Genomic DNA, 24,753 nt, shown 5'->3' with positions numbered 1-24,753 from the left:
TTGCGCCAGGCCCTCACGGTACTGGTCATCGCTCGAGTTGCAGGCAGATAATGCTTACAAACATCCCGGAGGACAGACCATGCGAAAGATCTCGTTTCCCCAAGGCGACACCGTACCGGTGCTCGGTCAGGGCACATGGATGATGGGTGAGAGGCCGGAGCGGCGTCGTGACGAAATCGCCGCGTTGCGACTGGGCGTCTCGCTGGGCATGACACTAGTCGACACCGCCGAAATGTACGGCGAAGGGACGACGGAGAATCTCGTTGGCGAAGCACTCGATGGTCTGCGCGACGACATATTTCTCGTGAGCAAGGTTTATCCGCACAACGCGTCGCGGCATGGCGTCATTGCGGCGTGCGAGCGAAGCCTCGGGCGTCTGCGCACCGACCGCATCGATCTCTATCTGCTGCACTGGCGTGGCGACGTGCCGCTCGAAGAGACGATTGCGGGCTTCGAAGCATTGCGCGACGCGGGCAAGATCCGCTATTGGGGCGTGAGCAACTTCGATACGGACGACATGGAAGAATTGTTCGACGCGCAGGGAGGCGACGCGTGCGCAACCGATCAGGTGTTGTTCAACCTTTCGCGACGCGGCCCCGAGTACGATCTGAAACCCTGGCTCGCCGCGAAGGGGCTGCCGATGATGGCGTATTCGCCTATCGAACAAGGGCGACTGCCGACGACCGGCGTCCTTGGCGAGATTGCCCGCAAGCGCCACGTCGAGCCGCTGCAAATCGCATTGGCCTGGGTACTCGATCAGTCCGGCGTCATTGCTATCCCGAAAGCGGGTTCCGAAGCTCATGTACGCGCCAATCGTGCGGCGCACGACATCAAGCTGACGACAGAGGAACTGGCGTTGCTCAACCATCATTTCGAAGGGCCGTCGCGCAAACGTCCGCTGGAGATGATCTGAGAGCACTCGTGAATTTTGAAGGGGTTCGGTCACACATGCAGCACGCAGTACACTAGGCGCTTTCGTCTTTTATGCAGGACGGCTTCATGAGCGATTCACGTCCCGTCGTCGTGATCGGGGGTGGCTTGGTCGGCGTATGTACCGCTGCTTATCTTCAGCGTGCAGGACACGCCGTCATCCTCGTCGATCGGCAATCGGCGCGGCAGGCAGCCTCACTCGGCAATGCCGGCTGCATCAACGGTTCCTCGGTCGTGCCCATCGCCATGCCCGGTGTCCTCTGGCAAGTACCCGGCTGGCTGATGCAACCGGACGGCCCGCTCGTGCTGCGCTGGCGCTATCTGCCACGCATGGTCCCGTGGCTGCTGCGGTTCATCGCCGCGAGTCAGCCCGCTCGCGTTACAGAACAGGCACGCGCGTTGCGCGCCCTGCTCGGCCCTGCCCTCGACGCCTATCAACCGTTGCTCGACGATGCCGGTGCAAACGATCTGGTCACGCGCCGCGGCTATCTCATCGCTTACTCCAGCCAGCGCGGCATGTCGGGAGACGAAGGCGGGATGGCGCTCCGTCGTGAGAACGGCGTGCAAATCGAGACGCTCGATGCAGGCGCGCTCCACGAATTTGAACCTACGCTGTCGAACGACTTCGTCGGTGCACGCTACATCAGCGAAACGGGACACACGCTCGATCCGGGAGCGCTGCTGGCGAGGCTGACCGCACAGGTGGTCGCGCGCGGAGGACGTGTCGTCGACGCTGCGGCCACCGCCATCGAAACCAACGGTGCGCAAGCGGTGGCCGTGCATACCGACAAGGGACGTGAACCGGCAAGCGCCGTGGTCGTCGCAGCAGGCGCATGGTCGGCGCCGTTCGTGCGTCAGTTGGGCGACAGCGTCGTCTTCGACACCGAACGCGGTTATCACGTGGAGATTCCGGCGCCGCACGAAATGCCCTCACGGCCGGTGATGTGGGCCGAAGGCAAGTTGTTCGCTACGCCGATGAACGGCCGCCTTCGTGGCGCGGGGACTGTCGAACTTGCAGGGCTGCAAGCACCGCCGAACTGGCGACGCGCCGATCTGCTGCTCGGCCAGCTTCACAAGATGTTTCCCGGCGCGGTGCAAGGCGCGAAGTCGATGCAATCGGTCGACGGCGCCCGCTGGCAAGGTTTCCGTCCGAGCACGCCCGACTCCTTGCCGGTACTCGGTGCCGCGTCGAAGGTGCCGAATGCCTTTTATGCCTTTGGACACGGTCACGTCGGTCTGACGGCGGCGGCGTCCACAGGACGCACGATCGCGGGTCTGGTGAGTGGCGAACGACCTGCCATCGACCTGTCGCCGTTCTCCATCGGACGGTTTCGCTAACGAAGCCGACGCACCTCGCCAATGTCGGCAGGGTTGACCGGATGCGCCAGTGCAGACGACCGAGCACGGCACCCGCGCATTCCGCGTCGACCTGAGCCAATACCCGATACGCTCAGTCCTTGCAGACGGAAGCGACAATATCGCACGAGCGCAGTCGCAGCGCCGGATCGTAGATATCGGTGACGAGCATCAATTCGTCGGCTTGGGTGCGCTCGACCAGATCGGACAGACCCGCCTTGATACGCTCCGGCCCACCCACGACGGCCACGCCGAGGAACGCTTCGACGGAATGTTGTTCAGCCGGATCCCAGCGCGCGTCCATATCGTTTACGGGCGGCTGCAACTTCAGGCTGTGGCCGCGCATGAGCGCGAGAATCTTCTGCTGCGACGACGTCGCGAGGAATGCCGCCTCCTCGTCGGTCGGCGCGGCGATGACCGGTGCGCCTACCATCACGTACGGTTTATCCAGCACAGCCGACGGACGGAAAAGCTCGCGGTAAATTCGAATCGCGTCGAACAGAAAGCGCGGAGCAAAGTGCGACGCGAACGCATACGGCAGTCCCAGATGCGCCGCGAGTTGCGCCGAGTACAACGACGAACCCAACAGCCACACGGGGATATCGCTGCCCGCGCCGGGCGTGGCCACGAGTCGTTGCCCGGGTTGCGCCGGTGCAAGCAAGGCCCGTAACTCGGCCACTTGCTCCGGAAAATCGTCGCCGTTGGACAACCGGTCGCGGCGCAACGCACGCATTGTCGCCTGATCGGCCCCTGGCGCGCGTCCCAGCCCGAGATCGATGCGGCCCGGATACAGCGCGGCGAGCGTGCCGAAGTTCTCGGCAACCACTAACGGCGGGTGATTCGGCAGCATCACGCCGCCCGAACCCACGCGAATGCGCGAGGTCTTGTCCGCGATGTGACCGATCAGGAGTGCCGTCGCGGAACTCGCGATGCCGTCCATATTGTGGTGCTCGGCCAGCCAGAAGCGCGTGAAGCCCAGACGCTCGACATGCTGGGCCAGTTCCGTGGACTGTTTCAGGGCCTCGGCCACCGTACCGCCAGCGCGCACTGGCACCAGGTCCAGCATCGAGACGGCCGTTTTCGACAAACTGCTCATGGGATTCTCCATTTACCTGCACGCGTGTGAACCCGGTCTGTCGCTTCAGAGACTCCTCACACAGGGACACACCGGGTGACGCGCACTATCGCCACAAAGTATAGTGACGAAGGGTCAAAACCCCCAGTAGGCACCTTTTAGTTGAATAGTCACCATTTGGTTACCATGAACAAACCCGAGCCCTTCGTTTTCGAAGAAACCTGCGTGCCGCGTCGTGTGCTGGAGCTCTTCAGCGTGAAGTGGACGAGCATGGTGCTCTACGCGTTGCAGTGCGGCACCACGCGCACCGGAGAGCTGCAGCGCCGTTTGCCGGGCATTTCGAAGAAGATGCTCACGCAGACGCTGCGCGAGCTTGAGCGTGACGGTCTGATTCACCGCGAGGTCTACGCGGTCGTGCCGCCCAAAGTCGAATACTCCCTCACCCCGCTCGGCGAGTTGTTCATCGAGCCCATCGAAATGCTGTACCGCTGGGGGAATCAGCATGCCGACGTACTCGCGCAACTGAGCTTGCGACGCGGCAAACCGCCGCAGGACAGTGCCGCCACGGACGACGTCGACGACGACACCGCCGCCCCGCTCGACGCAGACCTCGCTCCCGCCCCACGCGCCCCGCACGCCACCTAACCGCATCCGCGGCGCGCCTCCTCCCGCGCCACGCCACGGCATCAATCTCGCCCACCGCGAGGTTGCCCATTTCACGTTTATCTGAGACAGTGGTCATGTTGCAGCGCAACCTGCGTACCGCCTGCAACCGTACTCTCGTAACGAACCCCGCGGGCAGTGCTTACCGGCACGGTGCCGCATCGCCGAGGGATCATGCCACGCTCCCAACCTACCCAACGGGTGCAATCGACGCCGCGCGCCACACGCGCTGCCAGCCGTTCGTCACCCGCCGCGCGCGCCACCACCTCGCGTCAGGCCCGCGCGCTCCCCGTGCCGATCGACCTTGCGTTGCAAGGCGGCGGCGCTCACGGCGCATTCACATGGGGGGTGCTCGACCGTTTGCTCGAAGCCATTTCACCCGACGCAAGCGACGCCCACGACTCACCCACCCCCACCCCACCATTCCGGATTGAAGGCATCTCCGGCACCTCGGCCGGCGCCATGAACGCCGCCGTGCTCGCGACCGGCTACGCTCGGGGCGGCCCCGACGCCGCACGCGGCGCGCTGGAGCAATTCTGGCGCGACGTCGCCCATGCGGGCCGCTTCAGCCCACTGCGTCGCACCCCGCTCGATATCGTGCTCGGCCGCTGGTCGCTCGATAACTCGCCGTTCTTCATGCTCTTCGATCTGGCGGCACGCGTCGTCTCGCCATACGATCTCGCACCGCTCGAATTCAATCCATTGCGTCGCCTGCTGGCCGATCACATTGATTTCGACGGCATATCGAAAAACGCCGACGACAACCCCATCCAGCTTTTCATCACCGCGACCAACGTGCGCACCGGACGCGGCCGCGTCTTTCGCAATGCCGAAATGACGGCCGATGTACTGCTCGCCTCCGCCTGCCTGCCCATGCTCTACCGCGCAATCGAGATCGACGGCGAGCCGTATTGGGACGGCGGCTACGCGGGCAACCCGACGATCACGCCGCTGGTGCGCGAAACGTCGTCGTGCGACACGATCCTCGTGCAGGTCAATCCGGTCGAGCGCAACGAGGTGCCCCGCTCGGCACGCGAGATTCTCAATCGCGTGAACGAAGTCTCGTTCAACGCCACGCTACTCAAGGAACTGCGCATGATCGCGGTGTTGCGTCAGGTGGTCGACGCCGGGAGCGCCGAAGGCAAGCGCTGGGCACAAATGCGCATGCACCGCGTTGCGAGCGACATGATGACCTCGCTCGGCTACTCGTCGAAGCTCTCTGCCGAATGGGATTTTCTGGTGATGTTGCGCGACGAGGGACGCCGCTGCGCCAACGCCTTCCTGCACGACCATGGCGCCGACCTCGGCCACCGGTCGTCGCTCGATCTCGACCCGCTCCGGGAGACGCTCTGAATGGAGCTTGCCGGCATTCTGATCGGTCTGGCGCTACTCGTCTGGCTGGCTTATCGCGGCTGGAGCGTGTTGCTGCTGGCCCCCGCGGCAGCCATGCTTGCCGCTGCACTCTCGGGTGAACCCGTTCTCGCGCACTGGACGCAGACGTTCATGCAGAACGCCGCCCGCTTCGTCGCGCAATTCTTCCCGCTGTTTCTGCTCGGCGCGCTCTTCGGCAAGTTGATGGAAGACAGCGGCGCGGTACGCGCCATCGCTGCGTTTCTCACGGACAAGCTGGGCGCGCGACGGGCGATGTTCGCCGTCGTGCTCGGCGGCGCGCTCGTCACATACGGCGGCGTGAGCCTCTTCGTGGCCTTCTTCGTGCTCGCCCCGATGGCGCACGCGCTGTTTCGCGAAGCCGACATTCCCGTGCGGTTGATGCCCGCCGCCATCGCGTTGGGGACATCGACCTTCACCATGTCTGCCATGCCGGGCACCCCCGCCATCCAGAACGCGATCCCGATGCCCTTCTTCGGCACCACGCCGTTTGCGGCCCCCGGTCTCGGCCTGATGGCGTCCGCGATCATGCTTGGCGTCGGTCTGTGGTGGTTGTCGTGGCGTGAAGGACGGGCGCGCCGAGCAGGTCACGGTTACGCGCAGACGGAAGTCTGGGACACGACGGCAGACCCCACGGTCGTGCGCGAGCGTGCCAGCGTGGCGCGCGAATTCGATCCGGCGGAAATCGAACAGGGCCATCGCAACGACGCGCTACCGGGCATCTTCACCGCGGCGCTGCCGCTGCTCGTCGTGATCGGCGTCAACTTCGTAATGAACGTGATCGTCTTCCCGCGTCTGGACGCCAGTTTTCTCGCCGAGCCGCGATGGGGCGGCATCACATTGCACAGCGTGGCGGGCGTGTGGGGCGTGTGCGTTGCGCTCGCGAGTGCCATCGTGGTACTCGTGATCTTGCAATGGCGACGCCTGCCTGCGCTGCGCAAAACGATGGACGCGGGCGCCAACGCCTCCGTCCTGCCGATCATGTGTACAGCGAGTCTGGTGGGATACGGAGGCGTGATCGCGGCACTCCCGGGCTTCGAGATGGTGCGCGATTGGGTGTTGTCCATCGACGGCGGCCCGCTCGTCTCGCTCGCCCTCTGCGCGAACCTGCTCGCCGCCATCACGGGTTCCGCATCGGGCGGTCTGACGATTGCGCTCGACGCGCTCGGCCCCTCGTACGTCAGCCTCGCGGCACAACACGCCATCGATCCGGCGCTGATGCATCGCGTGGCGGTCATCGCCTCGGGCACGCTCGACAGCCTGCCGCACAACGGCGCGGTCGTGACATTGCTGGCGGTGTGCGGCAGCACGCATCGCGAGAGCTACCTCGATATCGTCATGACGAGCATCGTGAGCGCGCTGATCGCACTCGTGGCCGTGATCGTCGTCGGCTCGCTGGTCGGAACGTTCTGACTGTACGAATCCTCGTCTCATCAACGCAAAACGGGCCGGTGAGATACCGGCCCGCTTCGTGAGACGTCGATGTGCCCGGCGCCGTCAAGGGATAACAAACGCTAGCAGACACTATCGCGGCAACCTCACCGATCCAGCAAACGCCCCAGACGCATCATCGTGACGTTCACCCCGAGGTGACGCATCGACGGCTGCACGATCACACAGTTGTCATACGGCGTGACGATGACGTCGTGGCCGTCGCGGGCAATCTCGGTGCCGGCCTTCTCGATCACTTCCAGCCCGGTGAACGGCTGCGAGAAACGGAAGTCCATCGAGCGCGCCACGACCGGCTGCGTGATTTCGACGAACTTCTGACGCGCGGGCAAGGTTTGCGTGAGGAACTCGGCGACGTCCGCCTCGGCAACCACGCCCGCGTGCAGCAGGAAGCGTGCGGCGCTGTCGAGCGCCACGTCACGCGCGCTCTTGGCAAAGTGCTGTCCGGTTTCGATGAGCAATGCGTTCTTCGGACTGGCCGGGTCGCCGAAGCCGCCGTAGTCGCGCATGCGCGTGCCGTTGGCATGGCCCTTGTCGATGATGACGTGCTCAGGCGTGCCGAGTTCTGCGGCCAGGGCAATCGCCTTTTCCAGCGGCCCGGTCATCATCAGCGGGGCAGACGCTTCATGCATCGAGTGAATATCGAGCAGCAGATCCACCGTGTCGATGAACGGACGCATCGCGCGAGCACGCGTGAGTTCTCGGCTCTGACATTCGCCGTCGAGCGTCGACGGCGTCCACACACGGTTCATGTCTTCGTCGAGAAAACGCGTGGCATCCGCGTTCTCGGCGCTGAATTGCTCATAGGCGCCGATGTTGCCGAAGCCCAGCGACAGACGGCCCGCCGTGGGGCGCAGTCCCGAGGCGAGCAGCGCATCGACGGCGATGGCGCCGCTCACTTCGTTGCCATGCGTGAGCGCGAGAATCATCACGTGCTTGCCGGGTTTGCCGCTGTCGAACGTGTGCAGATAGTCGACGCCGGTATTGCCTTCGCGCCAGCGGGCGATGTCGGGGAACGAGACTTCGATGGGGTACGCCGGCAGGGCGGCGCGGATCGCTTCGAGCGTGGTCATGGAGAGTGCTCCGCAGGGGGATGCCAAAAAAATGACGACGTCGCGCAAGGGGATGGGCGGACGTCGTCGTTGCGGCTGAAATCAGTGCATCAAATATTGGACTGGCCGTGGACTAGCCGTCATCAGGCTTTCGTCGCGCGCGGCACGCCGTGCGTCACGCCAGCGATCTTGCCCGCACGGACACGACGTCCGAGCGCGATCACGGCGGAGATACTGAGCACGGCGGTGGCCATCACGTAGAAACTCGGCGCGAGTTTGTTGTGCGTGGCGTCGATGAGCCAGGTCACGATGAGCGGCGCGAAGCCGCCGAACAGCGTCACCGAGAAGTTGTACGACAGCGCCAGACCGGTGCCACGCGTGCTCGTCGGGAAGATGTCGGCGAGCAGCGCGGGCAGCGGCGCGAGACTCACGGCGATGAGCAGACCCACGAGCGCCTGCACCATGAGCAGCGTCTGGAACGTCGGGTAGCGGTTGAGCAGTACGAACAGCGGATACGTCGTCACGCCCACGGCGATGAGCGCCCATAGCATCACGCGGATACGGCCGAAGCGATCCGACAGATGGCCCACGACGGGCGCTGCAATCATCAGCATCAGACCGGTCACAACCGCACCGATGAACGACGACGTCGCCGGAATATGCAGTTGTTTGACGGCATACGTCGGCATGTACAGCTTGTGAACGTAGTTGAACGCAGTGGCGGCGGCAACGACGCCTGCGCCGAGCAGCATGTTGGCGCGATCACGACCGAAGACTTCGCGCAGCGGCGACTTTTCGCGTTGCTGTTCGCCGAGCTTCTTGAAGTCGGCGGTCTCGTCGATATTGCGACGGATGTAAAGGCCGACCGGACCGATGAGCAGACCCACGGCGAAAGCGACACGCCATCCCCACGCGCTCAGTTGATCGGCGCTGAGCAACAGGCTCAGCAGCGCGGACACCCCGGCGGCGAGCACCGTCGCGAGGCCCTGCGTCGACATCTGCCAGCTCGCGAAGAAGCCACGGCGCTTGGCGTCGGCGTGCTCGACCATGAAGGCCGTGGCGGCGCCGAACTCACCGCCCGTCGAGAAGCCTTGCAGCATGCGCGCGACGATGATCATCAGCGGCGAGAGAATGCCAATCTGCTCGTAGGTCGGCGCGAAGGCGATCATTGCGGTGCCGACCATCATCAGGCCGATGGAGACCGTGAGCGACGCCTTGCGGCCCGCGCGGTCGGCATAGCTGCCGAGAACGATCGAGCCCAGCGGACGCGTCACGAACGAGATACCGAAGGTGCCGACGGAGAGCAGCAGCGACGTCGTGGCGTCGTGCGCGGGGAAGAAAAGCTGGCCGATCACGATGGCGAAGTAGCCATAGATCAGCAGATCGTAGAACTCGAGTGCGTTGCCGATACTCGCGGCGCAGATTTCGCGCCATGGGTTGTGGGCTTTGGTGTTACCGGTCATTCCCTGCTCCTCTGGATCGCTGGCGTTGGAGATAGATGTGTGACGGCCCCGCAAACGCGAGGGGTGCGATTGACGCACCCGGGCTGCCTGCCAGTCTCAGGAAGCGGAGTGTAGGCGGCGAAAAAAGCCGCTTCGTGCCGTTTCGGCACGCAGAAGTGCTGATTGGGGAGACGGCACGGCACAGGTCCCCATGCGAGCCGTCGCGGTCGCACCGTCAAGTCAGCCCCCCGTTTGCAACAAACCATTGGCGAGGCGCTTGTACACCTCGACCGCCCGGTTGAAGACGGTTTTCGGGTCGTCCGACGAGGCAATCCACATCGCGGCATTGAGCGCCGCCCCGTTGAGCAGGCGCGCCCCGTGGCTTCCGTGTCCACCGGCTTGATAACGCCTGTGTCGATCAATGCCTGAAGGCCCACCATGGTTCTCGCCAGACACATGTTCTCGCTCGACCATTGAGACGGGCCGCCCAGCACGGCCGGACCGTCGCGCAGCATGATGCGCTGGATCTCCGGCTCCAGTGCCATCTCGATGTAGGCGATGGCCTCGGCCAGAAGCCGATTCCACAGATCCTTTTCCCTGACGCTCGGCGCGTGCATTGCGCTCTCGGGGGTACGCGAGCCAACGTGGGCGTGCCTGGAAGGGATTCCTGTCGGTTATTGCATTTTTTAGTAAACATATGCAAACTTCAATCCATGGAATCCATCAATACGCCCCTTCCTCCGTCTGCCGGCACGCTCGAACTGGGCGATACGTCGTATCGATTTGTCGATTTGCCCGCGATATTCGGCAACGTTCTGCCGCGCCTGCCGGTCGTCTTGCGACTGTTGCTGGAGAACGCCATGCGCAATCTGGCGGGCACCGAGCGCAACGCCGCGGTCGCTGGCGTGCTGGGCTGGCTCGAGCACGGCACCAGTGAGGATGAGATTGCATTTCAGCCGTCGCGCGTGCTCATGCACGACACAACGAGCACGCCGGCGCTCGTCGACATTGCCGCCATGCGAGACGCCCTGGCCGAGGCCGGCGTCGATCCGTCGGTACTGAATCCAACGCTGCGTGTCGACGTCTGCGTGGACCACTCGCTCGCGGTCGAACAGACCCGGCGCCCCGATGCCGCCACGCTCAATCTCGAAATCGAAATGCGCCGTAACGCCGAGCGTTATCGCTTTCTGCGTTGGGCGTCCAAGGCGCTCGATGGCGTGCACATCAACCCGCCGGGCACCGGCATCATGCACACCATCAATCTGGAGCAACTCGCCTCGGTGGCGACGCAGCAAACCATTGACGATCAGACGTGGCTGATTCCCGACACCCTGATCGGCACGGACAGCCACACGCCGATGATCAACGGCATCGGGGTGCTGGGCTGGGGCGTGGGCGGGCTTGAAGCGCAGACAGTGATGTTCGGCATGCCGGTGATGCAGCGCATTCCCGACGTCATTGGCGTGAAGCTCACCGGTCAGTTGCCTGCAGGCACATCGGCCACCGATCTCGCCCTGCGCGCGACGAAAGCGCTGCGCGACATCGGCGTGTCGGGCGAATTCGTCGAGTATTTCGGACCGGGCGTCTCGACGCTGACGGCCGGCGAGCGTGCCGTCGTCGCCAATATGGCCCCCGAATACGGCGCCACCACCGGTTACTTCCCCGTCGACGCCACGACACTCGACTACCTGCGCGCCACCGGCCGCCCCGAGGCCCTGATCGAGTCGGTCGAAGCCCTCTATCGCCGCGCGGGCCTCTGGTTCGACGCGCACAACACGCCGCGATATACGCGCGTCGTCGAGATCGATCTCGCCACGGTGGAATTGCACGTCGCGGGTCCGCGCCGCCCACAGGATTTGCTGCCTTACGCGAAGACGGGAGATGCGCTGCGCAAAGTCGCCGGGCAGCCTGAGCACACGTCGCAGACATTGCCCGCGTGGCCCGTGGCCATCGCGGCGATCACGAGTTGCACCAATACCTCCGACCCGGCCCAACTGATCGCGGCCGGACTCGTGGCGCGTCGCGCGCGAGCGCTCGGATTGCGCGTTGCCGACTGGGTGAAAACGTCGCTCGCACCGGGCTCGCCTGCCGCCGTCGATTATCTGCAACGCGCCGGTCTGAGCGAAGATCTCGCTGCTGTCGGCTTCGATATCGTCGGCTTCGGCTGCACGACTTGCATCGGTAACTCGGGCCCGCTTCCGGCACCGATTGCCCAAGCCATCGGCAACCAATCCGCCACACCGGTCGCCGTGCTCTCGGGCAATCGCAACTTCCCGGGACGCGTGCATCCCGACCTGGGCCTCGGTTTCATCATGTCGCCGCCGCTGGTCATCGCGTACGCGCTCGCGGGCTCCGCCGCGCTCGATCTGAGCACGGCACCGGTGCAGACCCGCGCCGACGGCACCGCCGTCTACCTGAAGGATCTCTGGCCCACGCGCGAGGAAGTCGATGCGCTCGTCGCCTCCGGCACGCGCGCAACCGACTTCAAGTCCGCCTTTGCCATCGCCTCGTGCAATCCGATGTGGTCCGGTCTCGATGCACCGCAGTCCGCCTGCTTCCCGTGGAATCCCGAGTCGACGGCATTGCGCCGCCCGCCGTTTGCGTCGCTGGACGCAGGCACACAGTTGGGCGACTACGCCGCCTACCCGCTGCTCGTGCTGGGCGACGATGTCACCACCGATCACATCTCACCGGCCAGCGCCATTCCGAAGCAAAGCGATGTCGCCGATTTTCTGGTGGCCAAGGGCGACGATCGCAACGACCTGAACGCGTTCGCGTCGCGCCGTGGCAATTGGGAAGTGATGGTCCGGGCCGCGTTTTACAACAAGACGCTGGTGAATCTGCTGGACACCCAGTTGCCCATGGCGCATACGCGTCATGGGCCCAGTGGCGACGTAATGCCGATCTTCGAAGCCGCGCAACGCTACCAGGCGAGCGGCGACTCGGTCGTGCTGCTGGCGGGCGCGCGATACGGCACGGGATCGTCGCGCGACTGGGCAGCCAAGGGGCAGCGCCTTTTGGGGATTCGCGCGGTAATTGCGGTAAGCTTCGAGCGTATTCACCGTTCCAATTTGATTGGCATGGGCATTCTGCCGCTGCGGTTTCCCGCAGGCCTCGACCCGGAAATGCTGGCCGTCCGAGCGAACGACACGATCCACATCGCTGCCAATGCCGAGGCGATCGCGCCGCGCGGTCCCGTCGTGGTGCGCATCGAGCGCGCAAACGGCCGCAGCGAGACGTTCACCGCCACGGCCGCAGTCGAAACCCGTCTTGAGATCGCATTGCTGCGCCAGGGCGGCGTGATTCCGTCGATTCTGCAACGCACGCTCGCGCCGCACACCGAGGCCGCATGACGGCACGATGACGCATGCTGGTCACGATCGATCCGCAATGAAATCCGAGCGCTCCGTTGCTACCCAAATCGTCGACCTGATTCAGGCCGACGCCATGCAGGCCGGCCAGCATCTGCCCGCGCAAATGCTGGCCGACAGACTGCGCGTCTCGCGCTCACCCGTCAATCAAGCGCTTGCCCTGCTCCACGAGAAGGGCATTCTGGTGCGCGAGCGCAATCGCGGTTACTTCCTCGCGCAACCGGTCCTGGCAGCCGACGCCAACGCTGCGCAGGCACTGGGTCTGGACGAAACCGACGTCGTCACCCGCACGTACTTTCAGATCGCCGACGACCTGCTGCGCGGCCAGTTGCCCGGCGAGTTCTCCGAGCAATTGATCCGCACGCGTTACGCGCTGACGAGGACGCAGCTCAATGCCGTGCTCGGACGTATCCGCGACGAAGGATGGGCCGAGCGCAAACCCGGCTACGGCTGGCAGTTTTCGTCGATGCTGACCACGCCCGACAGCCTGATTCAGACGTATCGTCTTCGTCTTGCGCTGGAGCCGGCAGCGCTGCTGGAGCCGGGCTACAGGCTCGCCCCGAAGGTCATCGAACAGCTTCGCGCGGCGGAGTGGCACCTGCTCGACGGCGGCATCGAAACCGACACGGCCGATCAGTTGCACGCGCGCGGCGTGCGCTTTCACGAATCGCTCGTCGAAGCGTCCGGCAATCCGTTTTTCGTCGACACGATGCGACGCGTCACGCGTGTGCGACGTCTGCTCTCCTACCGCTCGATGCAGGATCGCACGCGCTACAAACCGCACGCCGACCAGCATCTCGAAATTCTCGAACTGCTCGCGCGCGAGCGTAATGAAGAGGCATCGGCATTGCTGCACGCCCATCTGAAGCACACGATTGACGCCATCGGCAAAATTGCCGGCATTCTCGAACCTTAACCTTCGCGACTCCCTATCATGACGCTCGACTCGACCCTGCTGGCTGCGTTTGCTCCGACCGGCGTGCTGCGCGCCTGCATCAACCTTGGCAACCCGATTCTGGCGGGCGTCGACGCGCAGTCCAGACCCGTTGGCATCTCCGTCGATCTGGCGGGCGCGCTGGCGAAGCGGCTGGGCGTCGCGCTTGAACTCGTAGTGGTCGACGCCGCCGGCAAGTCGGTAGAGACGGTGACGAACGAGCAAGCCGATGTCGGCTTTTTCGCCATCGATCCGCGCCGGGCGGCCACGATCGGTTTCACCGCGCCGTATGTCCTCATCGAAGGCTATTACCTCGTGCGCAACGAATCGCCGGTGAAGACCAACGCAGACGTCGACCGGACAGGCACGCGCGTTGTCGTCGGCCAGGGCAGCGCGTACGACCTGTTCCTGAGCCGCGAACTCAAGCAGGCGAAAATCGTGCGCACGCCCACGTCGCCCGCGGTCGTCAAAACGTTCGTCGACACGGGCTGCGAAGTGGCCGCAGGCGTGAAGCAGCAGCTTGAGCAGGACGTGGCGGGGCTCACCGGTTATCGTCTGCTCGACGAGCGCTTCATGGTCATCCGCCAGGCGATGGGCGTGCCGATCACGCGCGGCGAAGCGGCGTTGACCTATCTGAAATCGTTCGTCGAAGACATGAAGCGCGAAGGCTTCGTGCAAAACGCCATGCAGCGGCACGGCATCACGGGAGTGAGCGTCGCGCCGGCAGAGTGAGCGAAGCGCGCCGCGGGGGTCACAGCCACGCGCCGAATTCGGTGCGAATGTGGAAGTGCCCTGCCGCGATGTAGACGCGCTCGTCGACGCCTCAGAACTCGCCAAACTGAAGACGGTAGCGGGCAAGCGAGCCGTTTTCCCTGCGAGCGCCAATAGCCTTCGTTGAAAAACGACTCGGGGCTATTTTAGGTTTTGGTATAAAAAGGGAAGAAAGCATTAAGATTTCATCCAAGTACAAAAAATATACCTAATTTTAAAGGGTGAGCGCGCAATGAAAGAGCATCTTTCGGGCTGTTCGGTAGAAGCGTCGATGCGCATTCTGGGCGGCCGCTGGCGTCTGCTGCTCGTGTCGTATCTGATTGACGGCCCCAAACGGTTCAACGATTTGCGCCGCGACGTGCCGGGTATCTCCCAACGCATGCTCACGCTCGACCTCCGCGCGCTCGAGGACGCAGGTCTGATCAAGCGCACGGTGTATCCCACCTCGCCCGTCAAGGTCGAGTACGAACTGTCGGAAGACGGCCAGCGCTTGCGCCCTATCGTCGAGGTGATGAAGGAATTCGGCTTGTGGCTCAAGGCGCGTGGCGAGCAGGCATAGCGTCGGGATATACCCGAAGCCAGCCCGACATCATATAGCCGAGCGTCATGACTGGCGGGGCTAGCCGTCCACCGAGGGCGGTATGCCGGACGGCCTCCGTGCAAATTGGGGTGGCAGGATGCAAATGTCTGACTACACTTCCTAAGTGCATAAGACGCCGGGAAACCGCCAAATACGGTTCGTCATACGAAGTTCGCCAAGCGCGTCGTGCGAAAGTAAAAATGGGGCCAGCAACCTAGCGTTTCCATTCCTTCACGGGAGGCATGTCCATGACGTGCCTAGACAAATGGATGATCGGCGCCTGTGTCGTCACGCTAAGCGGTGTGGCGCTGGCCGGTGGCACCAACACGGGATCATCCGAACAGATGATAATGGCGAACCTCGGCCCCTCGCCCCTGCCCATTCTGGTGCCGCCTCCGGCAATTCCCATCCCGAGCGCAGTGGTGACGGCTGTTCCCGTCACGCTGTATCCGTTTGGACGGGAAAGCCAAGGCGCCCCCGAGCGCGTCGATCGCACGCCGAATGCCGATTTGCCCCTCTACACACGAATCGAAGCGATCAACCATGCCCCACCCACAGGCACGAGCCGGCATGCGGATTGGATCGATACGGCGCCCGCCTCGACGGCCGCAAAGCCGACCCACAGTTACCTGAACATCGGATCGAACCTGTCGCCGAAGCTGTCTCTGGTCGAATGGAATAACGCCGACGACAAACTGGGCTCCGATCCGAAGCGCGGGCTGGCCGTGAAAACCGACGACTGGAGCGTCTCGGCCACCGCACACGTGCCATTACTGGGCCAACACGACATCGGTGCCACAGTCTACGTCAAACGGCGTTTCTGAAAACGCATCGGCATGCGTGACGAACGGTCGGCGAGCATGCGCCGGCCCTTTCTCTTCGAACCATTTCGAGATCGGTCACGCTGAGGGTCTTACGGCCGTCACATCGATCTCCACCTGCCGCTCCGGACGCACCAGCGCCCGCACCTAGCCGTTAGATCCGCTCTACTAACCCTCCGGTTGCAGCATCACGTGACACGGCGATATCCGTAATGGACATGAGTCGTGCCCTTCCCCAAAAACAAAAATCTTGGCAATTAATTTAAACAAGAAATCCCATATGAATTTAAGACTCATCCCACTGACATAAATATTTTGATACACACCAAAAATCTTTACATTGACACGACAATCAAGCCTGACTCATCCTTACGGCGTGTGCGGTCACCCCAATGAACAAATGAGGGCGCACACCGCTTTTAATAAATTAATATTCTTTAAAAATGATCATCACCATGGCGATTTCATTGAGGAATATAAAACCAATTCATGAATTAAGCATCGACGAGATAAAACCGGTCGCAGCCAACGTCAAATACGCACAGCGCAACGATGTCGAGGTGGCGCCGGTTGCGGCCAACGTCAAGTATGCGCAGCGTAACGACAACCCGGCAATGATTGTCGCAGAGACTGATTGACTTGACCCGAGCGTGGTCATGAATTTCTGAATCCGATTCTTGAGCCAGGGCTTTGATCTCTTGCTCAAGGATCGATGTCCCTCTGAAATGACGTCCGAATATGGTTGCACTGTTATCGCCGAAATTCGCAAAGGAATTATGGGGTAAGCAAGCGACGGAGTTGACCATATCGCAGATCCCGTTCAACGATAAAGATGTGCTTGGCGCACTCAAGGAATATTCCGTGTGCGCGAACGACATTCGATCCCGCAACCCTCAGTCTGAAGTCATAACCGCTTTCAATGGAAAGCGCACATCGGTACCGCGCCCCGATTTCCTCGTTTGTCCCACCGATAACACGCTCGACGAGTACGTATCGGAATTGGCGGTCTGGCCGGCAACGACGAATGGGGAGTTATGTATTATGGCCTTCATGCGGCAAGTCCCTTGATCTGGGATGTCGCAAAAACTTTTTCCGACCAGCTCGCCTTATCAATAGGCTATCGGCCTGGCGGCCGCGTCGACATCGACTGCTTCATCGGGCGATATTCATCCACCCACATCGGAATACATGTGGATCATGCGCATAATTTCGGTTTCACCCTGCGCGATGGCAAGACGATGTTTACGTGGCCCGGAAACCGCTTGGATCTCGTTGGCGTTAGATTCCCCGACTATCAAGCATTCAAATCTGAAGGCGTTCCGCTCAAGTATAAAGAAAATCGAGTGACTTACTTCCCCGCGGACTGGCTTCATGTTGCAGAAACAAGATCCGACATTTCCGCAAATGTGAATATCGCATTTTGGGAAACCGGCGACGACTCTCAGCAAAACGCGAACTACGTTAAAGGTCTGCTCCAGGTACCCAACCGCACCCGCCATGACGTGCGCTCTTCAGGCATTGCGAGCCTAAACCCCGACGATGAGCTTCTGCTTTCGTCCCTAAAATCCTTGCTCGACAGCGCGTCTCTGAAAAGACGCATGATGATTGCTCAACTGATCGCGGACACCAGCAGCCGCTTGAATGTCGGCCGCCCCATTGTCGAAGTCGAAGAGCTGGACAATGTCATTGCTCTTAACGCTATCAGCACCTTGCAGTGGACGCCGGTATTTCAGGAGGGTGAGATCCTGATCGCAGCCAACGGTCACTGCGGCAGCTTCAGATACAGCCGCGCATTGCACGACTTTCTGAATCACCTGTGCACCGGCCAGCAAGTGAACCTTTCGGACTTGTCGAGCGGGAACGACAAGGTGCTAAACGACGATCTTCTGCGTGTTGCCGCGTCGCTGGCGCGGTGGGGGGCACTTTAATGCGTATCGGAAGTCGATGGGCGCTCGTTTTTGTTTGCCTCTCCCTGTCGTTTGGCAGCTTCTCCGATGAAGCGGCCCAAGTGACCTTTGCCTTGACGTTGGCCGACCACACTTCCTCGGTATCGATATTGCTCGCCGCGGGTCTCATCGGAGGCATGCTTTCCGGCCCGATCGCCCCGAGGATACTCAGACGGATCGGACCTCGCAAAACGATTCCTGCTGTGTTTCTCCTCCAGGCGCTTCTGATCGCGCTCGCGTCGTTGGCCAATCAGTTCTGGAGCTACGTCGGCGTGTCGATGGCGCTCGGGGTCACGGGATCCCTTCAGTGGGCGGCAATCATGGTCGCGATTCCAAGCTACACAAACGACGAGCGATACATCGATCGTGCGAACCGGATTACGCAATCGGTGCGAAACATGGGGTACGTGGGCGGCCCAGCGCTCGGCGGACTGCTGTACAACGTGGCCGACCGTTCACGGGGGCTGTTGCTGCTGGCGTTGTTGGTATTGGCCGCAGCACTTATCACTGCGCAATGTTTCAAGGTGCTGGATTCCTCCGGCCAGAAGTCAGATCGGGCGCTCCCCCAAGAGAACCAGCGGGGAAGACTCGACTTGCCGGATCTCTTTCGCACAACGGGTGTGATTCGTGCGATCGCCCCATTGCTAATGACGGTCGTGTTGACATCCACGCTCAACGTGCTGTTGATATTCCGAGTTCGCACCGAGTTGCAGTTTAGTGCCGAGATCTACGGATTCATTATCAGCGCGTTAAGTGTGGGGCTGATCGTCGGTCCCGTGGTTTTCTCCGGGATGCTGGCGAGGCTCGGCGATGCCGCTGGTGCCTCCGTTGCCGCCAGTATCATCGGCTTGGGTATTTTATGGCTGGCACTGAGTGACGCGGCGTGGATCATCATGTGCGCCGCATTCCTGATCGGATCAGCAAACGGCATCCAGAACGCGCTCACGGCAAGCTTCATGATGAAGGCGATCGATCCACAGCGACGGGTCAACCTGATGCCCGCCTACATATTTTGCGTCCAGACGTCGGTATTTCTCGGTTTTCTGGGCGCCGGTGTGGTCAGTACGGTCAATGTGAGCATGGCTCTCTCGGCCGTTGGCGTCGCAACGGCAATCATCGGCGCATGCGGCTTCGCGTTGAATGCCAAGAACCGACCACGCCTGATGACGAAAGGAACCTAATGATGGAGGGTATAGGACGCTTCGGCTCGAAGCCAAACGACGCGAAATCGGTCGAACTCCAACCCCCGTTGGATCGTATCGTGACGTCAGGCATAGCAGATCTCAGAGTCAGCCACTATTACTTCGACGAGTCGCTATTCGACGAGTATGAACTGACGACAGTCCGCGCGACATGGGATTTTGCCGCAGCGGAATCCATTGTCCGGGATGGACATAATATTCTCGATCTGGGCTGCGGCGATGGTCGATTGCTCCTGCACCTCGCCGAAAAATTTTCCCTAAAAGAGAGCTTTGGCGTCGATATCTCCGCGATCGCCATCGACCGCTTCAATGCGTCCATCAATCACAGCCACATTCACGCGCTCCAGGGCGACATATTCGATCTGCCAACGCCGATTACGCAGCGACGCTTCGACGTCGTTTTGTTTGGCGACGCGACCATCAACTTCATTCTGGACGACGACAAGCTCGAAGTGCTGTTGCGTGGCGCGAAGGAGCAACTGCGTGACGCCGGATCGAGGGTCATGGTTGCCGTCTTCGGTGACGGAACACCCGAACGTCTTTCGTTCATGGACAAACGATGCACGGTAGTGCCATTTCGGCGAAGCAATGGGGAAGCCGCACTCATCTGGTGGGCCTACCAATATGACCGCGACAAGCTAATTATGCATCGATCGGTGTTTGCGCAATTGGGGCGCAATGAGAACGGAAATATCGAAGGCGTCGTATGCGACCTTCGGGACCGGATGTGGACGCCCTGCTCACTCGCCCCCATCGCGCAGGCCAGCGGACTCACGATCGAAAAGGTGGTCCCATCCGAGGTGCAAGACGGGGCCGCCGTGGGCCTGGCAACCGCAATTGTCGTATTGAAATCGGCCTGAACCCCCATGAACGCAGATCCGATTCGACCAAACTTTTATCAGGGCACGGGGGGATATGCCTGGCAACTCGCCGAGTATCTTCAGGGCGTCCGGGCCGACGGAAATGGCAGCTACACGCTCAGCAAGTCGAGACCACCGGAGTTGAGGAACCCACTCGCTACCTGTCCTGAATTCCTGGCGCCAGACCGCCGGGTCAGGTGGTCCAAATCCGTGCGCATTACTCGCAATACGCCGCAGCTTATCGGTGCACGAGGGATTCGATCATCGCTCGTCGTGGTTGAAAACACGCAGACGTTTGCAGGGTTTCGCCATGAAGACGTTCAGGCGCTTGCGCAAGGAACCACTATTGACGCGTTGCGGAGTCTGGAAATCAATGGCGTCGTGCATGAAGCGGGGACGCTGTTGATCGCGCTATATCGACATGGGTTCATCGAAACTGACCGAACGTTCCCGAAATCTCCTGCGCTGCGCTATATGATCGAACCCACCTGCATCGTAGCCGACGCCCCCGGGATCGGACGTGTCGCCATCAACCAGCTTAACGGTCGAACCATTCGATTAAGCGAAGCCTCCCAAGACATCTTCTCCGCGGGCAAGCCTTTGAGCGAGATACCGGAATCACTGCACCCGAACATCGTCCACTTTGTGAAAGCCGACATGTTGCGATTGATTTCTGGAGGGAACACCTGTGCACATGATTAGACCCGGAATGGGTACCGAGAACAGCGCCAGTCTGATCTCGGCGCTCATCCGCATGACTCGCCCTGCAACGATCGTCGAGATAGGTGCCGGCGACAGCACGGTTTTCATCGCGCAGGCGCTCCAACAGGCCCGGCAGGATTGGGAACACGACAAGAGACTACTCGATGCTTCGACATGGCACGAGCGCAGTGCACTTCTGGATCCGACAGGGATTCCCGATAGCTATCGCCCCAGATTGATCACCATTGACAACTTCATGGCCGAAGGCTCCTCGGCCGAAGAAGCATGGAATGCGTTGAAGCATCACGATGTCGGCAGCGACCTCGTTACCTTCGTCAAGAGCAACTTCCACGCGCTTGACGACGCCACCATCGCCTCATGGGGGGCGATAGACATCGTTTGGATAGATGCGGGCACGCCGGCCGACGATGTCCGCTTCGTCGCGACGCTTTGGGAACACGTCGCGCCTGGTGGATACCTGTGCCTGCACGAGCCCATCATGCTGACCACCGTCGACATGGATGGCGCACAACGCGTTCGCAGAGTCAGAGTGCCAATCTGGGAAGAGCTGTTTCGCAGACTGGACGATTCATTCGAGCTCATCACGCTGCCGGAGTTGCACAAATACCGCCAGAGCGGCTTGGGTGTCGTGCGCAAACGCCGTCAAGACGAACGCGCGCTCCGTTCGCAGTCGCTGCAGTCCGAGCTAATCGAATTGGGAGAAATTCCAATTCGCAGCAGCTACTTGCCGATTGGCGAGGAGGCGTTGAGCCAGCGACATCGCAAAGACGCCATCATTGCCGCCATGACGTCGCACCAAACGCGCTCCGTTTATTCCGCGATCGTCCTCGGCGACAATCGCCTCGTCGATATCGCGAACAGAGTCGGCATCGATGCGAAGACCGTTGGAAAAATCGTAACCCGTTTGCTGGGCGTCGGTCTCATTGAGCGAGTTGAGGGTGGATTTTCCGACGTCGACACAGCCTGGGAGGGGATTTCCGATCGACGGCATCACAGTGCTGAAGATTTGAGCGACCGGCAACTGGAAACGAATCTTGTCGTCGAGAAGATCGCAACGGCTTTCGCTCCAGACACGCAATACACCGAATCGGAGATATCCAAAATCTGTCAGTTGTTCACAGCCGATTACGCTCGGCTGCGCCGATACCTTGTCGATCACGGTTCGCTGCAACGCCAAAACGGGGTATATCGACGGGTTCTATCGCAATAAGGCGGACGGCATTCGCTTGCCCCGCTCAGGTGACGATGGCGCCCGGCATGATCTCGCAGGTCGGCACGTCGTGCCGACTTCGTTCGTAGGCGTCGTCGCCGCGCGCGATCGCAACGGCGTCTTCGGCTTCGCGTGCGGTGTCGGACATGGTCTCAATACCCTCTTGCGGCGTCGTAGACGAACGGCAGTGGCGCGCCGCGCCGATGCGCGCCCACAACATCCGCCACCTGACGCGCTCTCGCCGCGTACGACACCGTCGAGGCGATGTGCGGTGTGACGAGCACTTTCGGATGGCGGCGCAGTGCATCGTCCGGCGGCAAGGGCTCCACGTCGAACACATCGACCACGGCCGAGCGCATACGGCCGCTGTCGAGCGCGTCGAGCAGCGCCTGCCGGTCGAGGTGCGCGCCACGACCGACCTGAATCAGGCTCGCCCCCGTGGGCAGTTGCGCAAACCGCTTGCGCCCGAGAATGCCGCGCGTGGCGGGCGTGTCGGGCAACAGATTGACGAGGATGTCGGTCTCGGCGAGCACGGCGTCGAGTTGCGCTTCGCCCGCGAATACGTTCACGCCCGTGAGCAGCTTCGGCGTACGCGCCCAGCCGTTCACACGGAATCCGTTGGCATGCAGACGCGTGGCGACGGCACTCCCCAACTCCCCAAGCCCAAGCATGCTCACGCAGGTGTCGCGAGCGAGGCGCCCGGTCAGCTCGTTGGCCCAACGTCCGTCGCGCTGGGCGATGACGAGGGCAGGCAAGTCGCGCACGATGGCCAGCGCGGCGAACGTCACGAAGTCGCTCATGCGCTCGCGCGTCTCGTGCGTCACCATGCGCACGATGGGTACGTCTGCGGGTAACGCCGGATCGGCAAGAATATGGTCGACGCCCGCCGCCGCACTCAGAATCAGCCGCAGGCGCGGGTAGTGCGCAAGGCGTCCATGATCGGGTTGATAGACCAGCGCGTACTTGACGTTGCGCGCATCGACAAACGGGTCGTCCCAGCCATATACGCGCAGACCGGGCATCAGTTGCGCGAAATGGTGCTGCCATTCGGTCAGCGCGGCAGCGCCGCCCGACTTGATCAATAACGTATCGCCTTGCATGACTTCCGGGGCATCAGGATGGAGCGGCCCCTCATCGTACCGGCCGCCTCTCGCCCGGCTAAGCATTTGTTATCGAAATGCTTATGAATGAGCGTCAGAAATGCACGTGGCGCAGGCGCATAAGCCAGAGGAAATCGCGCAAAACGCCAAATTTGGGAAAATATTTTCAGAATTTTCGGGGTTTTGTCCCACCTGCCGAAACATTCCTGACGCCGCACAAATGTCCGCCCGGCGGGCCTTATCATCGTGCTGCAACGCAACAATGGCGTTGATTGTTGCTAAATACACAACAATCAATCCAGCTTGGGGGCATTGTCTGCACCCGCCGACACCCGCTATAGTGGCCCGCCCCGGCTCCGCGACGCGGTACGCGAATTCCTTCGTGATCCTTCCTCCCGAGGTGAGTGGGCGGACCCGCGTTATGTTGCAAACGTAGTAATCAATGCGATGCCCCCATCGCCAATAGAAATGAGAGACACAGTTACAGCCAACGCAGGAATCGACAACAAGCCCCCCACCCCCGAAGAAGTCCGCAAGCGTGTTTTCGCAATCGTGGCGGCATCCTCAGGGAACTTGGTCGAGTGGTTCGACTTTTATATCTATGCCTTCTGCGCGATCTACTTCGCGCCCGCGTTCTTCCCCAGTTCCGATCCGACGGCACAGTTGCTCAATACGGCAGGCGTGTTCGCGGCCGGCTTCCTGATGCGTCCCATCGGCGGCTGGATTTTCGGCCGCATCGCCGACCGCAAGGGTCGCAAGCACTCGATGGTCGTCTCCGTGATGATGATGTGCCTGGGCTCGCTGCTGATCGCGGCGCTCCCGACGTACGCCAGCATCGGCAACTGGGCACCGGCGCTGCTGCTGTTCGCGCGTCTGCTGCAAGGTCTGTCGGTCGGTGGCGAATACGGCACGACGGCGACGTACATGAGTGAAGTGGCGCTCAAGGGCCGTCGCGGCTTCTTCTCGTCGTTCCAGTACGTGACGCTCATCGGCGGCCAATTGCTCGCCGTGCTCGTGGTCGTGATTCTCCAGCAATTGCTCGAGGAATCCGAACTGAAGGCCTGGGGCTGGCGTATTCCGTTCGTGATCGGGGCGATCACGGCGGTGGTCGCGCTGATGCTGCGCCGCAGCCTGCACGAAACGTCGACGGCCGAGAGCCGCACGAATCGCAACGCCGGTTCGATCACGGGTCTGTTCCGTCATCACAAGGCGGCGTTCTTCACGGTGCTCGGCTACACGGCCGGCGGCTCGCTGATCTTCTACACGTTCACCACCTACATGCAGAAGTATCTGGTGAACACGGCAGGCATGCCGATCAAGACCGCGAGCTACATCATGACGGGCTGCCTGTTCGTCTACATGTGCATGCAGCCGATCTTCGGCATGCTTTCGGACAAGATTGGCCGTCGTAACAACATGCTGCTGTTCAGCGCCCTCGGTGCAATCGCCACGGTGCCTATCCTCACGACGCTGAAGACCGTGCAGAGCCCGGTCCTCGCGTTCGTTTTGATCTGTGTGGCGCTGGCCATCGTGAGCTTCTACACGTCAATCAGCGGTATCGTGAAAGCCGAGATGTTCCCGATCGAAGTTCGCGCGCTGGGTGTGGGCCTGTCCTACGCCGTGGCCAATGCGATCTTCGGCGGTTCGGCCGAATACGTGGCGCTCGGTCTGAAGAAGGCCGGCATGGAGCCGACGTTCTACTGGTACGTCACCGGCATGATGGTACTTGCGTTCCTCGTGAGCTTGCGTTTGCCGCGTCAGGCGAAGTACCTGCATCACGAGCACTGATCGCGACGGCACAGGCGCGGGCTTCGGCATCGCGCCTGCTGCCCCTCTGCTTTTCGCTTCGCCTCGCGCGGGCTCGCCCCACCGCCCGCGA

General features: G+C 61.8%; 24 protein-coding genes and 1 pseudogene. 18 read left to right on the top strand and 7 right to left on the bottom strand.

All coding sequences use genetic code 11. From position 1 onward, the window contains the following. Positions 1–79 precede the first annotated feature (79 nt). Positions 80–913, top strand: coding sequence for an aldo/keto reductase (locus ACIPHM_RS07015; RefSeq protein ID WP_400326026.1), 834 nt, complete (start codon positions 80–82; stop codon positions 911–913). An 86-nt stretch (positions 914–999) separates the two neighbouring features. After that, positions 1,000–2,268 (top strand): NAD(P)/FAD-dependent oxidoreductase, encoded by a 1,269-nt coding sequence (locus ACIPHM_RS07010; protein WP_400326023.1) that lies wholly within the window; start codon positions 1,000–1,002, stop codon positions 2,266–2,268. Between the two features lie 112 nt (positions 2,269–2,380). On the opposite strand, the gene ACIPHM_RS07005 is transcribed toward ACIPHM_RS07010, so the two are convergent. Then, complete coding sequence (locus ACIPHM_RS07005; RefSeq protein WP_400326020.1) at positions 2,381–3,382, bottom strand: LLM class flavin-dependent oxidoreductase; 1,002 nt, start codon at positions 3,380–3,382, stop codon at positions 2,381–2,383. Between the two features lie 165 nt (positions 3,383–3,547). On the opposite strand from ACIPHM_RS07005, the gene ACIPHM_RS07000 reads away from it, so the two are divergent. The 3 genes from ACIPHM_RS07000 to ACIPHM_RS06990 all read left to right on the top strand — a co-directional run bounded on the left by ACIPHM_RS07000 (position 3,548) and on the right by ACIPHM_RS06990 (position 6,826). Then, on the top strand, positions 3,548–4,006 hold the full coding sequence (locus ACIPHM_RS07000; protein ID WP_400326017.1) for a winged helix-turn-helix transcriptional regulator: 459 nt from the start codon (positions 3,548–3,550) through the stop codon (positions 4,004–4,006). A gap of 327 nt (positions 4,007–4,333) precedes the next feature. After that, the gene (locus ACIPHM_RS06995; RefSeq protein ID WP_400326546.1) at positions 4,334–5,377 is read left to right on the top strand and encodes a patatin-like phospholipase family protein; all 1,044 of its coding nucleotides are present in this window, start codon (positions 4,334–4,336) and stop codon (positions 5,375–5,377) included. Then, positions 5,378–6,826 carry a GntP family permease gene (locus tag ACIPHM_RS06990; RefSeq protein WP_400326014.1) on the top strand — a complete coding sequence of 483 codons (1,449 nt, stop codon included), beginning with the start codon at positions 5,378–5,380 and terminating at the stop codon, positions 6,824–6,826. It begins immediately after the preceding gene. A 125-nt stretch (positions 6,827–6,951) separates the two neighbouring features. On the opposite strand, the gene ACIPHM_RS06985 is transcribed toward ACIPHM_RS06990, so the two are convergent. From ACIPHM_RS06985 to ACIPHM_RS06970, 4 genes and pseudogenes are all read right to left on the bottom strand, one after another. Further along, positions 6,952–7,935 (bottom strand): M14 family metallopeptidase, encoded by a 984-nt coding sequence (locus ACIPHM_RS06985; protein WP_400326012.1) that lies wholly within the window; start codon positions 7,933–7,935, stop codon positions 6,952–6,954. Between the two features lie 122 nt (positions 7,936–8,057). Then, a complete protein-coding gene (locus ACIPHM_RS06980) occupies positions 8,058–9,377 on the bottom strand; it encodes an MFS transporter (RefSeq protein ID WP_400326009.1) in 1,320 nt (439 codons plus the stop codon). 219 nt (positions 9,378–9,596) lie between these two features. After that, positions 9,597–9,830, bottom strand: coding sequence for a hypothetical protein (locus tag ACIPHM_RS06975; RefSeq protein WP_400326006.1), 234 nt, complete (start codon positions 9,828–9,830; stop codon positions 9,597–9,599). Then, positions 9,797–9,901 (bottom strand): annotated as a pseudogene (locus tag ACIPHM_RS06970) (TetR/AcrR family transcriptional regulator); the annotation flags it as partial. The gene ACIPHM_RS06975 and the pseudogene ACIPHM_RS06970, both read right to left, overlap by 34 nt. A 168-nt stretch (positions 9,902–10,069) precedes the next feature. On the opposite strand from ACIPHM_RS06970, the gene acnA reads away from it, so the two are divergent. The 12 genes from acnA (at position 10,070) to ACIPHM_RS06910 (ending at position 21,774) form a co-directional block, all read left to right on the top strand. Further along, positions 10,070–12,709: an aconitate hydratase AcnA gene (acnA, locus tag ACIPHM_RS06965; RefSeq protein ID WP_400326003.1), complete on the top strand. Its 2,640-nt coding sequence runs from the start codon at positions 10,070–10,072 to the stop codon at positions 12,707–12,709. 37 nt (positions 12,710–12,746) lie between these two features. Then, positions 12,747–13,643 carry a GntR family transcriptional regulator gene (locus tag ACIPHM_RS06960; RefSeq protein WP_400326001.1) on the top strand — a complete coding sequence of 299 codons (897 nt, stop codon included), beginning with the start codon at positions 12,747–12,749 and terminating at the stop codon, positions 13,641–13,643. An 18-nt stretch (positions 13,644–13,661) separates the two neighbouring features. Beyond that, positions 13,662–14,393 carry an ABC transporter substrate-binding protein gene (locus tag ACIPHM_RS06955; protein WP_400325998.1) on the top strand — a complete coding sequence of 244 codons (732 nt, stop codon included), beginning with the start codon at positions 13,662–13,664 and terminating at the stop codon, positions 14,391–14,393. A 271-nt stretch (positions 14,394–14,664) separates the two neighbouring features. Then, positions 14,665–14,991, top strand: a complete 327-nt coding sequence (locus tag ACIPHM_RS06950) for a winged helix-turn-helix transcriptional regulator (protein ID WP_400325997.1) — start codon at positions 14,665–14,667, stop codon at positions 14,989–14,991. 269 nt (positions 14,992–15,260) lie between these two features. Continuing rightward, positions 15,261–15,836 (top strand): hypothetical protein, encoded by a 576-nt coding sequence (locus tag ACIPHM_RS06945; RefSeq protein ID WP_400325994.1) that lies wholly within the window; start codon positions 15,261–15,263, stop codon positions 15,834–15,836. Positions 15,837–16,288: 452 nt separating this feature from the next. After that, positions 16,289–16,471: a hypothetical protein gene (locus ACIPHM_RS06940; protein ID WP_400325991.1), complete on the top strand. Its 183-nt coding sequence runs from the start codon at positions 16,289–16,291 to the stop codon at positions 16,469–16,471. Between the two features lie 100 nt (positions 16,472–16,571). Continuing rightward, positions 16,572–16,901 (top strand): hypothetical protein, encoded by a 330-nt coding sequence (locus ACIPHM_RS06935; RefSeq protein WP_400325988.1) that lies wholly within the window; start codon positions 16,572–16,574, stop codon positions 16,899–16,901. After that, a complete protein-coding gene (locus ACIPHM_RS06930; RefSeq protein ID WP_400325987.1) occupies positions 16,898–17,761 on the top strand; it encodes a hypothetical protein in 864 nt (287 codons plus the stop codon). Before ACIPHM_RS06935 ends, ACIPHM_RS06930 begins: the two co-directional genes overlap by 4 nt. Further along, positions 17,761–18,960 carry an MFS transporter gene (locus ACIPHM_RS06925; RefSeq protein WP_400325984.1) on the top strand — a complete coding sequence of 400 codons (1,200 nt, stop codon included), beginning with the start codon at positions 17,761–17,763 and terminating at the stop codon, positions 18,958–18,960. Before ACIPHM_RS06930 ends, ACIPHM_RS06925 begins: the two co-directional genes overlap by 1 nt. Beyond that, positions 18,960–19,841, top strand: a complete 882-nt coding sequence (locus tag ACIPHM_RS06920; RefSeq protein WP_400325981.1) for a class I SAM-dependent methyltransferase — start codon at positions 18,960–18,962, stop codon at positions 19,839–19,841. The genes ACIPHM_RS06925 and ACIPHM_RS06920 overlap by 1 nt, the downstream gene beginning before the upstream one ends. 6 nt (positions 19,842–19,847) lie before the next feature. Further along, the gene (locus ACIPHM_RS06915; protein ID WP_400325979.1) at positions 19,848–20,543 is read left to right on the top strand and encodes a hypothetical protein; all 696 of its coding nucleotides are present in this window, start codon (positions 19,848–19,850) and stop codon (positions 20,541–20,543) included. A gap of 7 nt (positions 20,544–20,550) precedes the next feature. Beyond that, positions 20,551–21,774, top strand: coding sequence for a DUF2087 domain-containing protein (locus tag ACIPHM_RS06910; RefSeq protein ID WP_400325977.1), 1,224 nt, complete (start codon positions 20,551–20,553; stop codon positions 21,772–21,774). Positions 21,775–21,799: 25 nt separating this feature from the next. Here the strand turns inward: ACIPHM_RS06910 and ACIPHM_RS06905 are convergent, their stop codons facing one another. Together ACIPHM_RS06905 and ACIPHM_RS06900 are read right to left on the bottom strand one after the other, a co-directional pair. Next, positions 21,800–21,922 carry a hypothetical protein gene (locus ACIPHM_RS06905; protein ID WP_400325971.1) on the bottom strand — a complete coding sequence of 41 codons (123 nt, stop codon included), beginning with the start codon at positions 21,920–21,922 and terminating at the stop codon, positions 21,800–21,802. A gap of 4 nt (positions 21,923–21,926) precedes the next feature. Beyond that, positions 21,927–22,874 (bottom strand): 2-hydroxyacid dehydrogenase, encoded by a 948-nt coding sequence (locus ACIPHM_RS06900; RefSeq protein WP_400325968.1) that lies wholly within the window; start codon positions 22,872–22,874, stop codon positions 21,927–21,929. Positions 22,875–23,342: 468 nt separating this feature from the next. Here ACIPHM_RS06900 and ACIPHM_RS06895 point away from each other — a divergent pair, with 468 nt between their 5' ends. Beyond that, positions 23,343–24,662 (top strand): MFS family transporter, encoded by a 1,320-nt coding sequence (locus ACIPHM_RS06895; RefSeq protein ID WP_400325966.1) that lies wholly within the window; start codon positions 23,343–23,345, stop codon positions 24,660–24,662. Positions 24,663–24,753 lie beyond the last annotated feature (91 nt).

Source organism: Pandoraea sp. NPDC087047 (genome assembly GCF_044745225.1).
In the GTDB taxonomy this organism is placed as follows: Bacteria; Pseudomonadota; Gammaproteobacteria; order Burkholderiales; family Burkholderiaceae; genus Pandoraea.
The sequence above is the reverse complement of the archived record's forward strand: the minus strand, read 5'-3'. Positions and strand labels throughout refer to the sequence as shown.